The sequence below is a fragment of the Parachlamydia sp. genome (assembly GCF_050255895.1).
Lineage (GTDB): Bacteria > Chlamydiota > Chlamydiia > Chlamydiales > Parachlamydiaceae > Parachlamydia > Parachlamydia acanthamoebae.
The window spans coordinates 1-22,623 of sequence record NZ_JBFWIR010000036.1; the positions used below are offsets into that span (position 1 = coordinate 1).

Here is a 22,623-nt window from a genome sequence, read left to right on the forward strand (position 1 = left end):
AATTTACTAAAAGAAGATAAGGTGACAAAAGTGGGAATAAAAAACAAACGTTTGAAAGCAGGCTGGGATCGGCAATATCTTTTGAGTATTATCGGCGTAAACTAAATTCTTCATGCGTTAGCCCTGTACAAAAAAGATAGAAAAAACCATTTCCTTAGAAAAAGCAATTTCTGCTGTATATGGAAATGCTTTAACTAAGCTTATTGCGCGATTAAAATTAGTCTTAAAAAGAGAATGGTTCAATGAAAAAAATATTGCAAATCGAGTTAGCTCTCACAACTTCGAAGATTTAAAAAACCTTACAAGCTTGTTTAACAAAGCTTATCCGGATTCCTCGAAAATAAATAAAAAAGTCTCTCATTTTATGGATCATTTTGTCGCACCTGCATTTGATTTGAAAGCTCGTCAAAAATTTATAGAAGGATTAACCGATTCTAATCAGAAATGCCAAGTTGAGGACCTTCTCAACATCGATTACATATCAAAATGCTTAGAAAAAAATATTAAAGCGATTGATTTAGTTAACATGGATGTGGATTTATTTCATCAACTTATTGAAGCAAAAAATGAGCAAGATTTCAATGAAGTCATCCAGAATTTCTTAGGTCAACCTTTTTTGGGTGATATCCAATATTTTACGACAAATCCTGATTTGCAAGATGCACTATTTATTCGTATGCCTACCGAATCTCGTCAGCTCATTGAAGATTTAACAGATAAGGGAATAACAGTTGAACAAATTTTTGCGACTTCCCCAACAGCCAAAGAAGTGTTAGATTTTATTCATCTAAATTCAGAAAAAAATTTCTATGAAGATGTTAGTAATTTTGTTCCTCAAACAAGTCTACAAATTGGTTTATTAAAATCTCCCGCAAATTCAGCTGAGCGATTATTGATTCCAATCCTTGTCAAAAATGGGCAAACTGCTAAAGATTTAACCGGAACATACTTTTCCTCCATCGAAGACATTGTTCTTTGTGCGAAAGACTATAACGTCCAAAAGAGTAACGTTATTGCAGCAATGCTGAATAAAATTCCTGAAGAAAGTCGCAAAAGACATGAGCATACCCTCGAAGTGTTTTTTGATGATCCATTTAATCAAGACACTGATCTTGCACTCGTTATTCCTCTTATTGACAATTTTGACACAAGTCTCGCAGAGCTAATTGAAGAATACTGTACCTTTGAAGGCTATCAAAGCTTTGAAAAATTGAAAAAGAACTTAAATGGCATGTCTCTTTTAGACAAAATCAAGCAAGAATATAACAATTCTAAGCCATAAGTCCTGCGACTATACTTCTAAAAAACTGGATCCATATCCTCTAGTGAGGATATGGTCGTTCCTTATTTCATTTTTTGCCTGCAAGCTTGACAAGCTGTTCCTGATAATTTAACATTCTTTCTTAGGAACCCCCTATTTTAAAGGAAACAATGTCACCTAATCTATTGGGAAATCTTTTTGTCGAAGCCGCTGTTGTAGGCGTTGTATGTATCGTTTTTTTAATCCTGTTTGTCGTAGCTGGAATTCGACAGATTTACAAAAATCGTGATTAAATGTCTAAAAAAAATAACTTAACAATGTTCGATGAATCTAAAGAAAACTCCTCTTGGTATGCACAAGGACTTTCTTTTGAATGTACGGGATGTGGCCAATGTTGCACAGGCGCCCCTGGGTATGTATGGATTTCTAAAGAAGAAATTGCCAATCTTGCCACTCACCTTAATCTATCTTTGGACGAATTTTCTAAACGCTACGTACGCAAAGTTGGGGATCGATTTTCATTGAAGGAACATCCCAAAACATTTGACTGCGTTTTCTTAAAAGAAAATAAGTGTTCAGTCTACTCGCTTCGTCCTAAACAATGCCGAACATTCCCCTGGTGGCCACAGCTGCTCAAATCAAAACAAGATTGGGAAGAAGCCTCTATTCACTGTGAAGGGATTCGTTGCAATGCGCCCGTTGTTCCTTTCGAAACCATTCAACAGCAACTCTCGATTCAAACTTCTTCATAGCTTATGGCACACGCTCTGTCTCAAATTAGCACAACAACCTATTTAGTTGGCTCAGGAAAAGGGGGCGTAGGCAAATCGACTGTTGCGGTCAATTTAGCTGTCGCTCTTGCCAAAATAGGGTTATCAGTAGGCCTTTTAGATGCGGATCTTTATGGGCCTTCGGTTCCTATCATGATGGGCCTGCGCCGTCTAACCCCTCAATCAGAGGTGGATGCGGATGGAAAGGAAATGATTACCCCTTTTTTTAAATTTGGGGTAAAAATTCTTTCTCTCGGATTCTTCATTGAAGAAGCACGCTCCATCGTCTGGCGTGGACCTATGTTGCATACAACGATTCAAAAATTTATCCAAAATATTTTTTGGGGACATTTGGACGTTCTCCTGATTGACCTCCCCCCTGGAACAGGCGACATTCCCCTTTCTCTTTCTCAGCTGCTAACAATAACAGGAGCATTAATTGTCTCGACACCTCAAGAAGTTGCCATTTTAGACGTGATCAAAGTGATGAATGCCTTTCATCAGTTAGAAATTCCTATTGTAGGATTAATTGAAAATATGGCAGGTTTCACTGCACCAGACACTGGACATACCTACGCTCTTTTTGGCGAAGGAAAAGTCGATGACCTTGCTAGGCGATTTCAAACCTCTCTTTTAGGTCGTATCCCTTTTCATCCATCGATCCGTATTGGAGGTGATGAAGGTGTACCTGCGGCTTTTCATAGCGGCCAGGCTGGCGATCCTTTTCATTTAATAGCGCGTGAACTCTTGCAACAAAGTCCAACATATTAAGGAAGTCCATGAAACAGTCTAATGAAAAAACCGTACTTGACTCGACAACTCAAACAAATGTTACTCGTTGGCTTGAAGAAGCTTATGATGAAAATACCAAGCAAACAATCCGTCATCTCTTAAAAGAAAATCCTAAAGAAATTATCGACGCTTTTTATACAAATCTTTCTTTTGGAACAGGTGGATTGCGTGGGATCATGGGAGTCGGAACTAACCGGATGAATCCTTATACTGTGAGAGCCGCTTCTCAGGGTGTTGCAAACTACTTGCTCCAGCAAAAAGATTCAGAAGAAAAATCGGTCTTCGTTGGATATGACTCGCGCAACAATTCGCAGCTCTTTGCCGAAGAAACGGCCAAAGTTTTTGCTGCCAATGGAATCAAAACCTACCTTTGTAAGCATCTACGCCCAACTCCTTATGTCTCCTTTGGATGTCGCGACAAAAAATGCCATGCCGCCGTCATGGTAACAGCTTCCCATAATCCCCCCGAATACAATGGGTATAAAGTTTACTGGAGTGATGGAGGCCAAGTTCTCCCTCCACACGACAAAGCAATCATTGCAGAAGTTAACAAAATTATTGACCTCTCAATGATTCATCGCGTTGATTCTCTTGAGCACCCTTTGATAGTGCGCGTAGAAGAAGATGTCGATGCGGCTTATTTAAAGGCCATTGAATCGCTGCAAATGTATCCTGAAGAAAATGAAAAACACGGAAAAGAGCTAAATATCGTCTATACTAGTCTACACGGTACAGGCATTACACTCATGCCACAAGCTTTTAAAGAATGGGGATTTGAAACCATCCACTATGTGAAAAATCAGATCATTGCAGATGGAAATTTTCCGACTGTCAATTATCCTAATCCGGAAGAACGGGATGCATTATCTTTAGGCATAGAGTTGCTTAAGCAACAAAATGCCGATATTTTAGTGGCTACAGACCCTGATGCGGATCGCGTAGGGGTCGCGGTGAAACACCAAGACTCCATTCATATTTTAACGGGTAATCAAGTCGCATGCATATGCCTAGCACATGTCTGCGAAGCCCTCATACACAAAAACCAGATGCCTGAACGCGCAGCCTTTATTAAAACGATCGTCACAACAGAGCTCTTTAAAAGCATTGTGGATGCGTATGGTAAGACATGTTTTAATGTCCTCCCTGGTTTCAAATATATTGCTCAACATATTCATGAATGGGAACAAGAGAAAAATAGCTATCAATATGTGTTTGGAGGAGAGGAATCCTGTGGTTATCTTTTGGGAACTCAGGTGCGAGATAAAGATGCGATCCTTTCAAGCCTACTTGTTTGCGAAGCTGCGCTGCATGCAAAAAGAAACAATCAAACGCTCGTGGATCTCCTAAATTCCCTCTATCAAAAATATGGTTTTTTCCTTGAAAAATTACTTTCTATGAAATTTGAGGATACCAAATCTGATAAAGAAAAAATGGCCAAAGGGATGGAAAAATTACGAGCATCCCCACCAAAATCGATCTGTGGAATAGAGGTGATCAGTATTGAAGACTTTTTAAGCTCAACCAAAACCACTCTAAAGACAGGAAAACAAGAATCAATTTCGATTCCCAAATCCAACGTCCTACTCTTTTGGCTAGAGGATGGAAGCAAAGTCATCGCACGTCCATCCGGAACAGAGCCAAAAATTAAGCTCTATTGTGGAGTTAAGAAGAAAGACTTCCATAGTGTTGAAGAAGCAACTCAAGCAGCCTCCCAATATGCGGATCAACTGCTTTCTGAAATTCAAAATATATTAAAAAAAGACATTTGATATGAACAATGATCCTCTTTTTAGAAAGACCATCATTTTTTACACCTTCAAACTGCTTAATCTCTAAAGGAACAAAATGTCGACTCCGCCCGTAACAGCAATTTCAAAATATCATGAAGCCCAATGCTTACAAATCGGCTCATCGAAGAATAGGATTAGCGTCAAACAGGCTTTGGCATGCTTGGACTCTAATTTTTTTATTAAAACGTTGCATATCGTGATTTGTTTTTTCCAAGGTAAAGGCCTTGTCAATAAAAAGTGCATAGTCAAGTTGTTAAACGAAACGGATTTAGCAACTCTCAATAAAGTTAACTATCTTTTTGCAAAGGCGAAGAAGTTAGCGGAACATCATAAGGACAATACGACAGAGGCGAATCAAAAAAAAGACGCATTAAAATTTTTGCAATCTAAAGAAAAGAGCTCACAAACTTTTCTTAGTCGGATACAAGATGCTTATCTTTTTAAATTTTCTCAAGAAGAGGAACTCTTAACATTTTGTCAAAACCTCCCGACTGAAAAAAAGCAATCTGTCATCACGTTAGCTCAAAAGGGTATAACTGCGGAATATCTCATTAAGAAATATGGTATCACCGTCGAAGATTTATCTTCTCGTATGAAAGACAAAGACCACTTCTTTAAAGAAATTAACGAAGGGCTAGAGAAGATTTATTCCCCTCAAGAGCTATCTATTAAAAATTTTGTAGAAGAATTAAATGAAGGGCTTCTTCCCTCATTTGTTCCTAAAAGTACAAGAGCAGATCCCAAAAAAATCAAATCTGTGACAATTTCAGATACAGAGTTGCAAGTGACTTTTTTAACTAACGAAGATCCTCAAATGCTTACAATAAAGAATAAGATCTTCGATGGCATAACTCATTTAATTTGTTTGGGATACCCTCCTGAGCTTCTACTTACGCCTTACAGCCCCAATACAAATGAAAGCGTTCACATGATCGACGCCATCTTTGTTTCCCAAAATATCATCAAGAAAACGTTTTTAATTAAAAACAATACGAATAAAGCTTCTCCAATTGAAAAAAAGATCACTTTACTGGCCTTTTTGAACTGGCCAGAATCTGGAACCCCCAATTTTGAGGAATTTCAAGCCTTTATCAAAATGGAAAGGGAATTAGAACAAAAGACACCCCTGATCATCGCCACAAGAAATTTGGCACAGGTGGGAATTTATGCACTGGCTAACTACTCTAAGGCTGATGACAAACATGCACACACCATTCATCGCCATATTGAAAAAATTAGTAAAAAGCTTGGAACTGCAGCTGCGCCCAAAACAGCTGAAGAGATCGGATTCGTGTATGCCTTACTCAAAAACGACTCGCTATCCTTCGAAGAAGCCTCTTTACTCAAAAATTCTTCCAAAGCACAAACATTCAAAGAACTAGCCCAAGCCCTCTTTAAATTCTTTAATCCTGAAGGAGAGGCGACTCAAGAACAATTGAAAGAAATAAAATCGACACTGAAGACCTTGGGAATCAAAAAAAATAATTTTCAAAAAGACTGTAGCGAATCCCTTGCAATTCTGGCACACATTTACAAAGAACAAATTTTTCTGAATGAACTTGAAGCACATCTACATACGCAAGCCATGGATTTAGGATGGACGCTCAGTGATGATTTTGACGATTCAAGATTCTTAAGCATCCCAGAAATTAGGAAAGCCGCATTTGAAAAGTTATATGAGAAACATGCAAATGTATTAAAAGAGCTGGAAAAAAAGATTTTTTTCGATATCAAAGATAAAGCTGCTTTAGCTGTTCAAAAAGCTCTTCTTCAAAAAAATTTGACCCATACAGCATTTGCTAATGAAATTCTCTCCTCACCATCAGCTCAACAAAGCTTACTCAAATTGCTATTCCATAACATTTCTTATGTAGAGCTTTTGCAGCTTTTTGAAAAATTCCAATCCAAACTTGTTGTTGAAGCTGCCATTGTCGAACCTGAGCTTTTTGTGGACCTAGACACAAATCGAAATCTTGATCTCTGGGCTATCTTTACCAGACCTAGCCGATTTTCGGAAATTCTACGGACCTTAATCACATTAAGAGATGAGTCATAATGACTTAAGAGAGGCGGTTGTTATCGCCTCTCAGATCTTCAGCGCAAGTTCCATGGATTAAGGTATGGTTATTTTTGAAGGATTTGGCAGATCAGGTAGACTACTGGTTGGAGCCTTAGGATGCTTGAAATATCGATCAGATCTACTCTGTATTTTCAGCACCAATTTGTTCCAGAATACCAAAAATGCCCCCGTGCAAATGGGTCGTGCAACGAATAATTTCTACTTTGTCATTGCGAAAGATCAATTCAGCTTCCTCAATGGGAAGTGAAAAGCGAGCTCCGGATGGAGGGTAAGTTTTAAAGCCTGGAAAAGGCAGCTTTAAAGGACCAGTATGTGTACCCGTGACACCTAAATCAATAAATATCTTCTTATTTTTCTCTTCTATTTTTTTTACTTTAAAAGAAAGATCGGGAAATGCTTGATGGATTACTTGCTGAAAAGCAACGGTCTCGCCTTTATCAAAAGGATCTGGAAGAGAGCCATAAAATTTGAAATCATCGTCTAACATTTCAAATACATCAAACCATCTCCCTTCTTCCATGGCATTAAGAAATCCGATTGCTTTTTGCACGTGTTCCATATCACCCTCTAAGCATGCTTTTTAAATTTTCGAGAAGGCCGAATAAGCAAGAAATTTGCATCATAGGTCAATACGCCTAAAAGAATCGAACAAATTGTCCTGTCCACACCCATACTATACTTTAAGTCATATGAATAGGGATTTCTCACAAAGGGATCGGCAATTAAGATCTGTTTTTTTTGATTATCATATCCGAAAAGTACCACAAAATGCCCTTCTGGTTGACCTAAAATATCATCTTGTTGACTTGAAGCTCCAATCTCACGACAACTATGGTACAAAAATGTAGAACTTAGTCCTGTTAAGATAGGAACCCCTTGTCTTAAATAATGGCGAATCAAGCTACGTGACAAATCTCGAAAGCGAATTTTTCCGCCAAGACGCAAAAACTCGAGATATGCATTTGTCGCAATTTGAAGCTTTTTATTCTTTTTAGCATCCGCCTGTGCTTTAAGTTTTTGAGCTAATTGAATATTTGATAAAGGCTTTGGCTCAAACCACGTCGGATCAAAAACTTGTAAATTATATGTATAGATCGTCGCATCATAGCCCCGTTTTAAGGCATGGCAGGCTAATAAAACGGCTAGCGTCCCTCCTTCTTCAAGCGAAGGGACCTCTTCAATAACTTTTGGGAGTGGCACTTCGTCGCCATAGTAATGGTAAACCGCTTGCAGGCAAGTAGGACCGCAAGTGACTTCATTGGGCTGGGGAAGCATATTTATTGAAAGCTTTTGTTTCATAATCCTGCCTATCGTTATTTCACGATATGTAAATAATTAATTTAATTCAAGCACTTGCCTTAAAGAAAAAAGCAAACTCTCTTTAAGGCTTTTCCACTTTGATTTATAATCCACAAGTCCTTGATTGACTTCTAATTCGATTCCTAGGTACGTCTCATCTCCCCATTTTTTACGCAAAAAACTTGTCAAGCCATCCGCTTTACCTAGATATGGATAGTTCATTCTGATCCGCATTTCTCCGTTCAATTTTTTTTGCAAGCTCTGCTTCCATTGTGTCGCAAAAAATTTTTCCTTTTTACGTCTCGAATCGTACAACAATCCAATCTCTCCTTCTCTCTTTATCCCATCTAAAGCAGGAGTAAAAGAATGAACAGACAGATGCAAAACTGGACCTCGTTGCATTTTTTTTAAAAGCTCTTTTTCAACCTGCAGGCGGTAAGGAAGGTAATACTCTTGAAGGATCATCTCTTTCTCTTCTTTCGAGAGATGTTGGGTCCATTTTGAGAATAAATGTGGATGATGCAGTGAACGATTAAGCTCCACAAGCAAACGGGTTGTCGTACTAAAGACAAGTGGAGAGGAAAGCTGGCTGGATAAAAATTCAGCCAATTCTAATGCTCCCCTGTCATAACCTCTATGAGAAGCCAAAGCAGCATCGGCCTTTTTAAAACACGATTTCCAATGCAGAGGAACTTGGTTTCCTCCATGTTCACATGTCATCATCAAATGCATGGCATTCCTACTTTTCACTAAGGGCTCAAAAATAAGGTTCCGTTTTCCAGATTTTGACAGAGATAGCGGTATGTTTCTTCTAGCTTTTTATGCGAAAAATTAGATCCTAAAACCTTGAGTATACGTGTCGAAAGTGTGCCATGCATCAAGATATGATGAAGAGCCTGATCCTCTTTATAACCAACTTGTTCGATTAAATGGCCCCATAATTCCTTCGCTGTACATGTCGAAGATTTAGTCCAGCCAAAAACTTTTAAAAACTCGGCATCATGAATTTCCGAATATTCACCATTCTTAATTCCATCTAATAGAATCCCTTTCAAACGTTCTTCATGAAATTGATGAAGCTTTTCTAGTGGAAGCCATCTTTCTTGGGTCAAATGTCTAATAACTTCAGCAATTGCTCGACTGATTGCGACGTCTGCCTTAGGGCATTCTTGCACATCGATTAAGCGGATTTCAATCGCATTTCGATTAAATCGCGTAATAGCCCCCCTCGCATTTAACCATTCATGTTGCAATGTTTTTTTGGGATCAAATTTGGCTATATCTTGATAAATACGATCGAAGATTTTGGTTTTATAATCATCAAAAGAGAGGCAAACTTCTGGGATGATATGAGCGGTAATAGAAGGAATTTTTGCAGAATTTGATTGGTAGACATTTAGGCGAGTGTCGTAGAAACCCGTTGTTTTTCCTTCTACAATGGGAGAGCTTGCTGCAAGGGATGGAATCAATGGCAAAATCATTCGAATCGCCGCATGCAAGCGCACAAACTCCTCTTCATTTCCAAATGGGAGATTAAGGTGATTGCTTTGCAAATTGGACCACCCATGCCCCTGACAATTAAATATGCGATTAAAAGCCGCATAGATTTCTTTATTGTCATGTGTCCAAAGCTTCATTTCGCGATGAGGATCCATCCATGGATGCATGGCTGTGGGCATGAGCATCCCATTAAATGCCTCAAGATATTTGTTAATATCTTTCACTTCACGCTGAAAGTCTGCGTGAATTTGGTTGAGCTTGGATGTAGGCTTTGTAGTTTTGAGCTCCAAAACATGCAAGGCAAGTTCGTTCGACCATCCAATAGGCTCTTTCTCGTAATCTCCGCTATACTCTCCAAGCATCCGATATAAAAGCTGGTCTGTAATCGGCAGAATATTCAGATTTTCTCGGTCCACAATCATGTATTCTAACTCGACACCAAACACATCAAATAAATGCCAGGTTGTGCGAGGAGATTCTTCTTTCGGTGGAGCTGACATAATTACAATCTTCTTTTTTGTTTTTCAATTCGATGTAAAATTGTCGAGATAATTTTGTGATACAATTCCTCTTGTAACACAAGGTCTTCAACGCCTGCATCAATACTCGGATTGTCGTTCACTTCAATGACATAGCATTCTTTGTCAATTTGTTTCAAATCTACCCCATAAAGACCATCCCCGATTAGCTTGGCAGCTTTTAGAGCTGTTCGAATAATCTGTTTGGGTGCTTGGCTGACAGGAATTGTTTCATATTTCCCCGTCACAGCTCCCCCTTTGCAGGAATGGTTGTAAATTTGCCAATGATTACGGGCCATGAAATATTTACATACGTACAAAGGCTGTCCGTCAAAAATGGCAACACGCCAATCAAAATCGGTAGGAAGAAATTCTTGCGCAACCAGAAGGTCTGATTTCTCCATCAGTGAACTACAAACCTGAGTAAATTCCTCTTTGCTGCTGACTTTCACAACCCCTTGAGAAAAAGCACTGTCAGGTTGCTTGATGACAAATGGAAAAGACAGTGTCGTCGCAACCTCTTCTAAATTATCCTTATGCACAATAATCGTTTTTGGAGCAGAAATCGAGTAACGCTCCAAAAGTTCGGTCATATAAACTTTATTAGAGCATCTCAGAATCGATTCTGGGTCGTCAACAACGACTAAACCTTCTGCAGCGGCTCTGCGTGCAAACCGATACGTGTGGTGATTCACGTTGGTGGTTTCTCGAATCAACAAAGCATCAAACTCGGCAAGTCTTCCGAAATCCTCTTTATGAATGATTTCCGTGCTCATACCCAAAGAATCAGCAGCTTTGATAAACTTTTGAATGGCTTTTTCATTAGATGGCCCGTACTTTTCTTCTGGGTTGTATAAAATGGCCAGGTCATAGGTCTTGCTGCTTTTTTTAGGAGCGATCGTTTTACGCCCCAGAAAAAAATCACGCGCTTTCTCTAATACAAAGTCATGATGCTCTAAAGGGATCTCATTGCCAGAGATTGTTCCGATTGAAGCTAAACACCACTTTTGGGAATCCCGATGAAATTGCGCTTGAAGAAAGGGAGCTTGGAATTCTTTAAAGAGATGTGATGACAGTCTCTCATATTTTTGGGCGACATTTTTTCCAAAATAAATGCTTAACGTAAAGCGATTTGAATGAATCGTTTTTAAACTTTTTTGAATCAGCTCATCTAATTCTTGAGAAACAAATCGAATCATCGCTGAAGATTTGAAATCTTGCATAGCCAGCAAGCTGGGTTGCGGTTTGTGCCCTCTCGCCGTGGCAATCAAAGTCACGTAATAGCCAATTGTCTGATAGCGATATGAACGACACAGGTTAAAAATACGGGCATGACGCATTTTACTATAGGCCGGATCCATCAAATAGGTCCTAGCTTCGACGACTTCAATTTCAGGGATATCAAGTGGCCAATCTTTTAGGTTATTGACGACAACAAAAATCTGCATAAAACCCTTTCGTTTAGATAGATAATGGGTGAAAAGTAGCTTTGTTTTTTGACTCTTCCCTTTATTTATTTTTTTAGTATTTCAGAAAGAGAAATGCAATCAAAATTTCAAAATAAAAATTCGGATAAAAAGAAATGACTGAGCAACAAAATTAAAAAAGAAAAAAAGAAAAGCACTCTGTAAGGAGTGCTTGATAGAATGGAGAATTAAGACTGAGCTCCCGCCATTTGCCCTTTAATAGCAAACAGTTGTGCATAAAGCTCATAAACTTTCCTGGCTATTTCGCCACATTTTTGCGTTTTCTCAACAGATGTTTGTGTCCGATCGCTCAATTTGTTTTTCATTTTATCCAAATCGAGCTCAAGAATCACTTTTTTAGCATCGCTCGGAGTATTTGCAACACCTTGAAGGGCCCCAATTCCTTGTCCAAATGCGCCTAATGGAGTGGCAACAGTTCCTGCCGCAGTTAAAAAATTAAAAATCTTACCACTATCACCAATAATTTTAACTGCCTGAAAGGCTCCACCGGCTACTGGAGCAAGCCCTACCGCTCCAGACCCGATCGTTAATACTGCCGAAGCAACCGAGGGAGCGATTCTCTTCCAATTATCAATTGTATCGCGGATTTTAATCCCTTGATACTTAATCTCAAGGAGGGTGTCTTGACAATATTGATTGTCAAAACGCGCACTTTTGCGAAACATGAACATCAAAACGCTTAAAGCCAGATTTAGCAATCTTTCATCATTTGGATTTCCATCAGCTAGCTCTCGACGGAGCTGCTCACCTAATTTTTCCAGATAAACTTCAATTGGATCGTGCAAATATGGATTCCCATTTTCGTCCACTAAAGGACTTCCATTGGCGACCTCATGGTCATGGACATCCACATGGTCATTTAAGTCTCTTTTTCTAAGATCTGTGTATGGCATGTTGTGCCCTCCTTAAACGTCTATTTTTAAAGCGCGTTGACGCTGCTTCAAAAGCTTAATCCGTTCACCCCAAGAATCATTGACTCGATTGAGTGAATCTTGAAGTCCCCGAATATAAAATTACATTTGCTAATTATTTTGATGACGATCGAGTGAAACTCCATACATTTCACTGATGAGTTTCCGATTCTTATGTTGGAGAATGGCTTGCGTAAGTTCGGTTGATCCTTTTCCTAGACTGACTCCCGCCTGAAGGGCCCCTGCAATAACCACTAACACAGCACTTGGAGGGAACGCGATCATCATGACGACGCCTCCAACAGAACTAGCCATCATGCAGCCAGTCAAAATCCCATCTAGCCATTTGATTATTTTCGCACTCTTCTTACGCGCATTTTTATCGTCTAAAATGCTAAAATAGGCTTTTTCAAGCTCTTTATTTGTCTTTACGGAAATGGAAACTAGTTTGGTTAAAATTTTCAAATTTTCTTGGGCAAGCTCTCCCTCTACATGCATCAAACGCATAAATTCTTTATGCAAATAAGCTTCTTCGGCATTGAGATCTACTTCCTGTTTTAAAGAGGGGTCACCAGAATCGCTATCACTGCCATTTTGTTGAGATAAATCTTGTTTTGCCTCAATAGGTTGAAAAAGCGAGCGCGTGACAATTTTATTTCCATTGGGGTCTTCTTTTGTATGCTCGTGCCCATCTTCATTCGTTTCTTTAATTTGATAGAGTAAATGATCGACAGCAGCCAGAGTTTTCTGTAAGGCATGCACATCAAAGTGATCTGGTGCTTGGAGACGGGGACATGGAGAAATCGGCTTGGAAGGCATTTTAGGGGCATCTTCCTCTTCTTCCTGTTCTTCCGAAGCAATTTTTAACGTTTGAACGGGCTTAGCCTCTGGCGTATAAAATAATCCCAAAAACCAGTGCACATAATCGTAAACTTTCCCTAAGACAGCGGAATCCTGCTTTTTAGGCTGCTCAGGCGCAAAAGGAAGTTCTTCTGGCTTGATTTCTTCTTCTTCAAAAGGAGCCAGCGATTGAATCGAACTCACATAGTATTCGGATTCGGGCACGGGTGGGGTATTTTTCCCCAATATATCCTTAATACGGAATGGATTTTGTCGTAAATCTAAAGATGTTGTAGGATTAAGCTTTGGAACAACCATTTTGATCTCCTGCCTCTTTAAGATATTTTTCCCATCCTGTACGCATTAATTCAATATGATTGAGGAGTGGGTGTGGCGTATTTTTGTGTTTAATCGCAATTTCTTCAGCCGCATCGAGCGCTTCAAATCCTTTTTGGATTTGATTGAGGAAAAAAAAGCATTCAGCAGCATAGAAAGAGATATACGGATCGTCAATATCTAGCAATGCTGCAAAAGAATAAGCTTCAAGTGCAAGCGTATAGTTTTTTTGAACCTGAAACGTAGCCCCCAAGCCCATCCAATTTTTTTTGGAATGTGGATCTACAGCTGTCAACAGCTGAAAATAATGGTGCGCCGTTTCATACTTGCCGTGCATATAAAATGCATAAGCAGAACCATACAAACACGAAAGAATCTCCTCTGAGAGAACAGGTCTTTCGTTTAGCTCATTTTTATTGATAAAATCAGAGATCTGCCCGAGAGATTCCTCTAGCTTTTCCACCTGACTTTGAGTTTCGGAGATCATCATGGCTTTTACCCGCCTGCAATCTTGCGCGCTTTATTGATTTTATCTTCGTGCAAGGGTTTTAAAATACTTCTTGCCATTTGATACGTCTCATAACGATCATTTGTCAAGCGCGTAATGGTTTGCATTTGCATTTCGTTTTGAATATTTTGGTCTTCGATCGTCATCCGAATGTTTTCAACGAGACGATCCCTTTCATCTTTTTTAAAAGATTGCTTATTTTCTGGGATACTCACACCAATTTGCTTGGCTTCTTCTAAAAGCTTTTTTAATTCTTCATTTTTTGAACAATCAAATTCACCTTTAGAATTGGTCGCATTGTTGATATTTTGCAAAAGTTTGTGCAGTGTGCTTACTTCCCCTTGCCGTTTTTTTAAGCTAGAAAATTCTTTGATTGTCTCTTCTTTCAATTGCCGAAGTCTCTCGGTATTGATTAAGAGAAGCAAGGACTCTAAAGACAGATGCTGAGGATCAACATCCTCTTTGTTCTCTATCGCTTTAGATAAGACCTCAACAACAGCTTGCTGACTTGGCATCTTTTCCTCCTGAAGCAATTTAAATTAATAAGGTGCTTATTAACTGGCTATTAATTTAAATAGCCTGTTTGCTTTGAAAATGAATCATATCAATGCGCTGAATTTAGGTAAAGGTATCTAAGAATTCATTATTAAAGAGCAAAAGGCCGAATCTGCACTGCCATCCGCAATCTAGATAGTTAAATACCTACGTATTTAAGATGAAATTAAAATTAGTTTATACCCCCTTCAGCAGCTTGATTATTATTTTCTTTTTATCTAGTGTGAAATAAATGGCTTTACTAAGGAATTCTTATGCCCATGCCTGCTTTTTTTTTTCGCATTCTAGGCGCGACACTTCCTCTTGCTTCACCTCCTTCTGTTCCGTCAGATCACCCTATTCTGGAGAGGAATGCTTCGTCAACGATTTCTGAACCCGCTAAAAATATGCCCGCTGACCAGTCCACCATACCAGAGACAACGGCTGATGAAGATCTGCAAAAAGGAGCTCTTTATTTTTACGGAAAAGGTGTTCCTCAAGATTATGCTGAGGCGTTCAGATGGTATAAAAAATCAGCCGACCGAGGAAATCTTGAAGCCATGACCTTGTTAGGCAATATGTTTATCTTGGGTGAAGGTGTTCCCAAAAACTATGACACAGCTTTTCAATTGTTTAGCTCGGCCGCACAATCAGGCTATTCTCTGGCACAAAATAATCTCGCAACGATGTACGAAAATGGATGGGCAGTAGAACAAGACATTCCTAAAGCTCTTGAATTATACCGACAAGCTGCCGAGCAAAAAAACCCTTTTGCTCAAGCGAATTTAGGCCGATTTTACGAAAACGGGATTGGCGTAGAAAAAAATTTAACTGAGGCATTCAATTACTACCGTGAAGCAGCGGATCAAAATAACCCACAAGGCTTAAATGCAGTGGGTCGGTTCTATCTCGAAGTTTTAAATCCTAAAGATTACAACAAAGCTCTTGAATATTTTCAAAAAGCAGCCAAATTAAAGTATGTACACTCAGAGAACAATTTAGGAGTCATGTACGAAAATGGATGGGGCATTCCTTCCAATATTTCAGCCGCACTCGCTGCGTACAAGCAAGCAGCCGACCAAGGAAATCCTTATGCACAAGCTAATTTAGGACGCTTGTATGAAAGTGGGAAAGGAGTTCAAAAAGATTATACAGAAGCGATTCGGTGGTACCAAAAAGCAGCTGATCAAGGTCTTGACATTGCACAAAATGACCTTGGACGTATGTATCAATATGGATGGGGTGTGCCCCAAGATTTCCAGACAGCCCTGAAATTTTACCAAATGGCTGCCAAAAATGGACTAGGCTCTGCCGAGACAAACATCGGTGTCATGTATGAAAACGGGATTGGGGTCCAAAAAAATTACGAGCAGGCTTTTAATTGGTATCAGAAAGCAGCTGACCATGAGAATCCAGAAGGACAATACAACTTGGCTCTAATGTATGAAAATGGCAGAGGCATCCAACCCAACCTACAAACGGCCGCCCAATATTACCAATTAGCTGCCAGTCAAGGATCAAGTTTAGCCCAAAACAATTTGGGTGTATTTTATTTAACAGGAAAGGGAGTCGAAAAAGACTTAAAACGAGCCTTTGATCTCTTTACACAAGCCGCCGAGAGTGGACACCCCGTCGCAGCTAGCAATTTAGGTCGCTTATACGAAACTGGCAGTGGTGTCCCACAAGATTATTTAAAAGCTTTATACTGGTATCAAAAATCTGCAGAACAAAATGATCCTCTCGGGTTATACTATTTGGGGCGACTCTACATAAATGGCTTAGGTACACAAAAAAAAGGACAAGAAGGGTTAGATCTTTTTAAAAGAGCAGCTCGCCTTGGAAATCCTCAAGCTCAAGCTGAGTTGCAAAAGCAAAATTTAAGTTGGTAAGAGGTTAACATGGGTATTTTAATTGCAATTTTGTTAAATACAATCGCTGTTTTTGTTACAGCTCAAATTCTTCCCGGGGTACGCCTGGATAATTTTAGTACGGCACTTGTCGTCGCCGTTGTTTTGGGAGCCATCAACACATTCATTCGACCCATTATTTTTCTTCTGACCTTACCGATTAATATTTTAACGCTCGGTCTATTCACTTTTGTGATTTTAGGCTTACTTGTTTTGCTTGTAAGTGCCATTGTTCCAGGCTTTCATGTGGATGGCTTTTGGTGGGCTGTAGCCTTTTCTCTTGTTTTAGCCGTCATTAATAGCGTCATCTCTTCTTTTGTGCCCTAATCATTGCAATTCTTCGATCCGTTTAATCCCTGTTTTATCAAGGATTAAGCGGAACTTTTTTAATTCTGCTTGTTTTTTGTTTTCTCCGATCTGATATGTGTTTTTCAAGATAATGTTCAAATGATAAACCTTGGGCAACAGCGTGACACCGACCTGATGTGTTTCGGGATCCACTGTAATGTATTGATAATAAGGATTCGAAGCTTTGCGTAAAAAAGAATCGATATTAAACCGAAAAAGGTTGTGGAGTTCATGCCTCCGATTTTCCACGTGGCCATGTTTTCTCTGAACATTTACAACTTTCTTATAATAAAACACAGTTTCAGGTCGCTTGAAGGACTCTAATGTTGAATGAAAACCCTTATTGCGCACTTGAACAATTTCGGATGGCACACTCTTTGAATCCACAAATGTGAAGGACTCTCGAATGGTGCCTAAAATTTCTTCTCGACTTCTAAAACGAATTTTGGTGGTGTAATCAGGAAACCATTTCAACGTTTGTCGATAGGACAAGGTTTTTAATCCTTCTTTTAAACGGTCTTTCAAAATGTAAAATGCCACAGTAATCAGAACAAACGGGAATGAATTGATGACAAAAACATTTCCTCCCCAAATAAATAAGAGAAGGTAGAAGAACATGGCGATACCAGCCGAAAAACTTCCAATTAAATTTTTAATAGCTGAATCGGATGAAAATCTTGTGACCTCCGGGAAAAGGGCTGTCATCACAAATTTTTTCGATAAATTATTTTGATAGGAAATAAATTCATTCTTCAAGCTATCTGGCTTATTGGGCTCGGGTTCCTGATTCCTTTCCTGCCTTCTTTTCTTTTCCTGTAGAATGAAGTCACATAGCTCTGCATCAAGCTGCGCAAACTGGGCATTTTTTGAAAAACGAACCTTCTCTAAGAGAACGGTTAAATAATAATTGATTACATTACTCACAAACTCTTCAACATACGCAAAATAATCCAATGTGACAGGCTGCACGGGTAAAACGCTATACTTTTTTTGCACACTTAAATATTCTTGAATCAATTGATCAAGCCCTCGCATAAAGGTTTCTAGTTCTTCCTTTACACTCTCGCCCTGCACTCCTGACCGATTTGCGTCTAATTGAAAACTTAAAGCTTTTACTTTTTGGCGGATCGAACTGCGCACAATGTTGCCAAACAGTTTCAGTTCATCCTCAATTTTCTCTTCATTCAAATTCTTATCCATCGCCCACGTCTTTAACCGTGTAAGCGGAGATCGCGCGTCGTGCATATTCAGCAACTGCTCAATGGTGAACACAGGCGTTTTGAAACGCACTAAATTGGTTTGATCTTGATAAAACTGCTCGCGCGTATAGGTTTCTTTATTGACTTGAAGAGAGTTTGGAATAAAAAAATAGAATTCTTGCGTTTGCGTTGTCTCATCCATATCGGGATGAGAATAAAAATTGGATTTGATTTCAAATTGCAGCTGATCTCGAATCCGTAGGGCTTCCCCTTTGTCAAATTCCTTCAAGAAACTCTCCATGGAACCCTCTTTAACATCGAGTCTTTTTTCTTTACCATTATGAGAACGACCTATTTTGTCAAGGGAGTCTCTTTATATGTTTATTATTATCACTTTCCTCCATATAATCTGGCGACAGAACAAAGCATGTTGGCTTTACCTATTTTTACTGAAGGAGACTTTAGATGACATACGCCGCAAGCCCTAGTTTTTCCATCCATTTTGCAGCATCCCCAGAAAAAAATAGCTTTTTTAAAACTATTGAATCTGCTGCCGATTTACATGGCCGTAAAGCATGCTTGATTAAATTAACCTTACTTCCTTTTCAACTCGGACAAGCGACTTTTAATTTTGCCGTTCAAGCCATTAAATTAGCTGGACTTACACTCATTCTAAGTGGTGACTACTCACAATCTCTTACAAATCTCTACTGGAAGACTTTAGTCGATTTTAGCAAAAGTGCCATTCGCCTCGCTGTCCGCATTGTGCAAACTGTAGGCTATGTTTTTGGATATTCAGCCGGCTTGCTTATTCATCCATGCATTGGACGATGGGTTGAAAAACATGTGGATCGGCTAAATGTTTTGAAATTTCATTCTTTTTCTAAAGACCTCAAACGCTTTTTTAGCAAGCAACATGGGAATCCCAGTTACTGCCATCACTTTTTTGGTTCCTATTTCTCCGGGGGAACTTTCACACAAAAGGCAGGAATCCCCGAAAAACCAGAGAAAGAAAAAGAGGGAATATTCTACGAACCAGACTTTTCTCATGCAGAGGATTTCCACCGCATTTTGGGAATTCACCCAGATAACTGTAAACCTGAAAGCAATATCACCAGGCGTTTTAAAAAGCTTTCCCTCCTGTATCACCCAGATAAAAATCCTGGTAATCCTGATGCCGAAGAAAAATACAAGATGATCACTAATGCGCGGGACAAATTAAAAGCTAACCCGCGCTCTCAGACATCATTTACATCTAAGGAACCTTTACATTCTACTGATCATTCCACCACTACAACTTCCCTGGACAATCCTCCAGACATCGTCATGCCCACCCAAGGCCTTTCGGAAGAAGATTTTGTTAAACACGCAGGGAAAACGCTTTTTGAAATTTGTGTATTGAGTGAAATTCCCCAAATAGGCACTCAGAAAGTCCAAGATAAATATCGGGATTTGATCGAAGCAATTGATACTTACAAGACAACGCATTCTGCACTTGATTTGAAACTCCGCAAGCAGTTGGATGAAATTGTAGAGCTTATTCGCTTTCATGAAACCTTTATTAAAGATTTTACCCTCTCCCCTTCCATGCTTTTTCTCGGTAGACAAGATCCAAGTATTCTGCAAAAACAGATCGACGACTTAGTCAAAATAAAGCCCAAGCACCTCAAAAACTTCAAGCGGTTGCCCGAAAATTCAAACGTCGCTTTAGCAAACCTCATTTTAAGCTATCGCTATTATGAAAAGGTTTCCGCACTGTACCTTTTAATTGCGCATCACTATTACCAGCAAAAAAAACAGTCCATGGGCTATTATAAGGTGCGAGACTATCGAGAACATGTTGCATCTGAGTTTTTTCAATACCACAAAGTCATCATTAACACAAAATGTAAGGACAAACTTTTTCAAGGATATGCACAAAAAGATCCTAGCCATCCTGCTCCGCTTTATTTAAGCTATTGTCAGTTCTTTTTGAATGATTTAACTGAGTCTGCTCGCCAAAATTCCCGCAGAATGCTTACTGGGGGAGATTTTCTTAAACTAATGCTGTTTTCCAAAATTTTAATCTAAGAGGTTGCAATGGGAAATAAACCAAAAATTTTAGCTTTTGCTGGAAGCCTAAGAAAAGATTCTTTCAATAAAAAATTGGTCAAAATTGCGATAGAAGGAGCCAAACACTCGGGTGTAGAAGTCACTTATCTAGACTTAGCAGACTACCCACTCCCCTTATATGATGGCGATTTAGAACAAAGACAAGGCCTTCCAGACAATGCTAAAGCCCTCAAAAAAATCTTTCTTGCACACCAAGGTTTTTTAATTTCTTCTCCCGAGTACAATAGCTCGCTTCCAGGAACATTTAAAAATATGATCGACTGGGTGTCTAGACCTTCTCCCGACGAGCCTGAATATTTAGCTCCCTATAAAGGGAAGGCGGCTGCCATTATGAGCGCTTCACCGAGTCACTTGGGAGGGCTTCGCGGATTGGTCCATCTTAGAGCCATGCTGGAAAATATTTTCATTTATGTGTTACCTGAGCAGGTTTGGATTGCACATGCAGATGAAGCTTTCAATGCGGATGGACAATTAAAAGATGTAAAAGAGCAACAAAAAGCAATTCAAGAGGGAAAGAACCTCGCGGATTTTGTTTTGAAATTACACGCTCCTTTACCTGAGGGTTCTCACCTGTGAGAGAATGTGCCCTAGGTATTGTCTTTTCTAAAGATCGATCTAAAGTACTTTTAATCAAAAGACGTGATATCCCCATCTGGGTTTTACCAGGAGGGGGAATTGATGATCACGAGACTCCAGCCGATGCGGCTGTACGTGAAGTCTTTGAAGAAAGCGGCTTACGGGTTAAACTTATACGAAAAACGGGAGAATATGCTCCTGTTAATCTTTTAACTGCGCGCACGCATGTCTATGAATGTTATCCAATCGGTGGAACTCTACAAAATGGAGATGAATCTCTGGAAACCGCTTTTTTTGCTTTAGATGAACTGCCAAAACCTTTTTTAGAGCTGCATCTTGAGTGGATCGCGGATGCTCTCTTAAATCGTTCTCACGTGATTGAAAAGCCAATTGCATCCGTCACTTATTGGAGAGTGGTGAAGTTTTTCTTTCTCCACCCTCTCATTGTTCTGCGTGCTCTGTTTGCAAGAATCGGTTTCCCCATTAATTCTTAATGGTGATGGTGGTGGGCATGTGCATGATCATGGTCGTGATCGTGTGCATGGTCGTGATCCGTCGCATCTTGCTTCTTCGCACGTTCTCTCGCTTCTTCCCATTCTTTTAATTTCAGCTGTTCCATTTTGCACTCATATCCTTCAACGTGGAATAACAACTTAAATTTTTCCCACTGATCTTGGAAATTCTTAACCATTTTGATATCGATATTTTGCTTAATTCCCACAATCAAAAAGAGTAAACGGTGAGCCATCACCACTTTCTTGGTTGAATCTTCTTCATCTGGTTTAATTTTTTGCTGTAGGAAATAAGTGGTAATCAATTCTGAGACTTTATTCGATTCTGTCTCTTTTGTCATAATCCAGCGAACAAATTCATTCTTATCGTGTAGTGTCGTAAATTTGTTATCTGTCAGGACCGTGATCCCTTTGACCATCGTTTCCACATACTGATCGATCTGATCGTAAATCATGTTATCGTGGTAGATTCCACATGGCATTTGGCAATGGGAATAAAGGGGTGATCCCCAAGCGAGCAAAGCAAAGATTCCTGAAGCTAATAGATGTTTTTTTATCATTGTGCGTTTCCTGTCTTTAATTTCAAAAGAGTCATATCGAATATCAAATGAGCTTTTTACCTGAATGTTAAAAATTACTCAATAGATTCCCTCTTCCTTTCAAAAAAAAGAAGATTCACACAACCACTAGCCTTTTTATAGAAAGCATGATAGGATTGTTCTACTTAAATCAAGTTTCACGAAGGTAAGAGTATGAGTATTAAGCCCGATCATTGGATCAGAAAAATGGCAAAAGAACATGGAATGATTGAGCCATTCACCGATCAACAAGTCCGTAACACAGATAATGGTACTAAAGTTGTTAGTTTTGGTTTGTCTAGCTATGGGTATGATTTACGTGTATCGGATGAATTTAAAGTCTTTACAAACATTCATAACACGATCGTTGATCCTAAAAATTTTGAAGATAATGCATTCGTTTCTTTACAAACACCCGAATGCATTATCCCGCCAAATTCTTTTGCTTTGGCACGCAGTGTCGAATATTTCCGTATTCCTCGCAATGTTCTCACAATTTGCATCGGCAAATCCACTTATGCACGCTGCGGAATTATTGTAAACGTCACCCCATTCGAGCCGGGCTGGGAAGGATATGTCACATTAGAAATTTCAAATACAACGCCACTACCAGCTAAAATTTATGCTAATCAAGGCTTGGCCCAAGTGCTATTCTTTGAATCTGAGCATCCATGTGAAGTTTCCTATGCGGACCGCAATGGAAAGTACATGAATCAGGTTGGCATTGTAACCCCACGTATGTAATTTATATGCATAAGAACGTCT

At 39.3% G+C, this 22,623-nt stretch carries 23 protein-coding genes; 12 read left to right on the forward strand and 11 right to left on the reverse strand.

All coding sequences use genetic code 11. From position 1 onward, the window contains the following. Positions 1-364: 364 nt before the first annotated feature. From AB7E63_RS07615 to AB7E63_RS07640, 6 genes are all read left to right on the forward strand, one after another. Positions 365-1,282 carry a hypothetical protein gene (locus AB7E63_RS07615; protein ID WP_428419113.1) on the forward strand — a complete coding sequence of 306 codons (918 nt, stop codon included), beginning with the start codon at positions 365-367 and terminating at the stop codon, positions 1,280-1,282. Between the two features lie 149 nt (positions 1,283-1,431). Then, positions 1,432-1,554, forward strand: a complete 123-nt coding sequence (locus AB7E63_RS07620; protein ID WP_006341857.1) for a hypothetical protein — start codon at positions 1,432-1,434, stop codon at positions 1,552-1,554. Then, positions 1,555-2,013, forward strand: coding sequence for a YkgJ family cysteine cluster protein (locus AB7E63_RS07625; RefSeq protein ID WP_006341858.1), 459 nt, complete (start codon positions 1,555-1,557; stop codon positions 2,011-2,013). Between the two features lie 3 nt (positions 2,014-2,016). Further along, positions 2,017-2,802, forward strand: coding sequence for an Mrp/NBP35 family ATP-binding protein (locus tag AB7E63_RS07630; protein ID WP_006341859.1), 786 nt, complete (start codon positions 2,017-2,019; stop codon positions 2,800-2,802). Positions 2,803-2,810: 8 nt separating this feature from the next. Next, positions 2,811-4,592 (forward strand): phospho-sugar mutase, encoded by a 1,782-nt coding sequence (locus AB7E63_RS07635; protein WP_006341860.1) that lies wholly within the window; start codon positions 2,811-2,813, stop codon positions 4,590-4,592. Between the two features lie 76 nt (positions 4,593-4,668). After that, positions 4,669-6,669 carry a hypothetical protein gene (locus tag AB7E63_RS07640; protein ID WP_059358775.1) on the forward strand — a complete coding sequence of 667 codons (2,001 nt, stop codon included), beginning with the start codon at positions 4,669-4,671 and terminating at the stop codon, positions 6,667-6,669. Between the two features lie 142 nt (positions 6,670-6,811). Here the strand turns inward: AB7E63_RS07640 and AB7E63_RS07645 are convergent, their stop codons facing one another. The 9 genes from AB7E63_RS07645 to AB7E63_RS07685 form a co-directional block, all read right to left on the reverse strand. Further along, a complete protein-coding gene (locus AB7E63_RS07645; protein WP_006341863.1) occupies positions 6,812-7,252 on the reverse strand; it encodes an ester cyclase in 441 nt (146 codons plus the stop codon). Positions 7,253-7,260: 8 nt separating this feature from the next. Further along, a complete protein-coding gene (locus tag AB7E63_RS07650) occupies positions 7,261-7,992 on the reverse strand; it encodes a C39 family peptidase (RefSeq protein ID WP_006341864.1) in 732 nt (243 codons plus the stop codon). 36 nt (positions 7,993-8,028) lie between these two features. Beyond that, entirely contained in the window at positions 8,029-8,724 is a 696-nt protein-coding gene (locus AB7E63_RS07655) for an N-formylglutamate amidohydrolase (RefSeq protein ID WP_006341865.1), read from the reverse strand. 17 nt (positions 8,725-8,741) lie between these two features. Next, the gene (locus tag AB7E63_RS07660) at positions 8,742-9,992 is read right to left on the reverse strand and encodes a carboxylate-amine ligase (RefSeq protein ID WP_006341866.1); all 1,251 of its coding nucleotides are present in this window, start codon (positions 9,990-9,992) and stop codon (positions 8,742-8,744) included. A gap of 2 nt (positions 9,993-9,994) precedes the next feature. Next, positions 9,995-11,458 carry a RimK family protein gene (locus tag AB7E63_RS07665; protein WP_006341867.1) on the reverse strand — a complete coding sequence of 488 codons (1,464 nt, stop codon included), beginning with the start codon at positions 11,456-11,458 and terminating at the stop codon, positions 9,995-9,997. A gap of 206 nt (positions 11,459-11,664) precedes the next feature. Beyond that, the gene (locus AB7E63_RS07670; protein ID WP_006341868.1) at positions 11,665-12,390 is read right to left on the reverse strand and encodes a hypothetical protein; all 726 of its coding nucleotides are present in this window, start codon (positions 12,388-12,390) and stop codon (positions 11,665-11,667) included. Between the two features lie 129 nt (positions 12,391-12,519). Then, positions 12,520-13,566, reverse strand: coding sequence for a hypothetical protein (locus AB7E63_RS07675; RefSeq protein WP_428419118.1), 1,047 nt, complete (start codon positions 13,564-13,566; stop codon positions 12,520-12,522). Beyond that, positions 13,547-14,074: a SycD/LcrH family type III secretion system chaperone gene (locus tag AB7E63_RS07680; protein ID WP_006341870.1), complete on the reverse strand. Its 528-nt coding sequence runs from the start codon at positions 14,072-14,074 to the stop codon at positions 13,547-13,549. Before AB7E63_RS07680 ends, AB7E63_RS07675 begins: the two co-directional genes overlap by 20 nt. Positions 14,075-14,079: 5 nt before the next feature. Further along, positions 14,080-14,607, reverse strand: a complete 528-nt coding sequence (locus tag AB7E63_RS07685; protein WP_013924597.1) for a hypothetical protein — start codon at positions 14,605-14,607, stop codon at positions 14,080-14,082. Positions 14,608-14,907: 300 nt separating this feature from the next. Here AB7E63_RS07685 and AB7E63_RS07690 point away from each other — a divergent pair, with 300 nt between their 5' ends. Together AB7E63_RS07690 and AB7E63_RS07695 are read left to right on the forward strand one after the other, a co-directional pair. After that, positions 14,908-16,515 (forward strand): SEL1-like repeat protein, encoded by a 1,608-nt coding sequence (locus tag AB7E63_RS07690; RefSeq protein WP_428419121.1) that lies wholly within the window; start codon positions 14,908-14,910, stop codon positions 16,513-16,515. Positions 16,516-16,524: 9 nt separating this feature from the next. Then, a complete protein-coding gene (locus AB7E63_RS07695) occupies positions 16,525-16,860 on the forward strand; it encodes a phage holin family protein (protein ID WP_006341873.1) in 336 nt (111 codons plus the stop codon). Here the strand turns inward: AB7E63_RS07695 and AB7E63_RS07700 are convergent, their stop codons facing one another. Beyond that, positions 16,861-18,381 (reverse strand): hypothetical protein, encoded by a 1,521-nt coding sequence (locus tag AB7E63_RS07700; protein WP_006341874.1) that lies wholly within the window; start codon positions 18,379-18,381, stop codon positions 16,861-16,863. Positions 18,382-18,545: 164 nt separating this feature from the next. Between AB7E63_RS07700 and AB7E63_RS07705 the strand changes: the two genes are divergently transcribed. The 3 genes from AB7E63_RS07705 to AB7E63_RS07715 are packed head-to-tail and all read left to right on the forward strand — an operon-like array spanning position 18,546 to position 21,262. Beyond that, positions 18,546-20,150, forward strand: coding sequence for a J domain-containing protein (locus tag AB7E63_RS07705; protein WP_006341876.1), 1,605 nt, complete (start codon positions 18,546-18,548; stop codon positions 20,148-20,150). 9 nt (positions 20,151-20,159) lie between these two features. Beyond that, entirely contained in the window at positions 20,160-20,768 is a 609-nt protein-coding gene (locus AB7E63_RS07710) for an NADPH-dependent FMN reductase (protein ID WP_006341877.1), read from the forward strand. Beyond that, positions 20,765-21,262 carry an NUDIX hydrolase gene (locus tag AB7E63_RS07715; protein WP_006341878.1) on the forward strand — a complete coding sequence of 166 codons (498 nt, stop codon included), beginning with the start codon at positions 20,765-20,767 and terminating at the stop codon, positions 21,260-21,262. Before AB7E63_RS07710 ends, AB7E63_RS07715 begins: the two co-directional genes overlap by 4 nt. Here AB7E63_RS07715 and AB7E63_RS07720 read toward each other — a convergent pair. Then, positions 21,259-21,840 (reverse strand): superoxide dismutase [Ni], encoded by a 582-nt coding sequence (locus AB7E63_RS07720; RefSeq protein WP_006341879.1) that lies wholly within the window; start codon positions 21,838-21,840, stop codon positions 21,259-21,261. The genes AB7E63_RS07715 and AB7E63_RS07720 overlap by 4 nt on opposite strands. A 192-nt stretch (positions 21,841-22,032) precedes the next feature. On the opposite strand from AB7E63_RS07720, the gene dcd reads away from it, so the two are divergent. Beyond that, positions 22,033-22,602, forward strand: coding sequence for a dCTP deaminase (gene dcd, locus AB7E63_RS07725; RefSeq protein WP_006341880.1), 570 nt, complete (start codon positions 22,033-22,035; stop codon positions 22,600-22,602). Positions 22,603-22,623 lie beyond the last annotated feature (21 nt).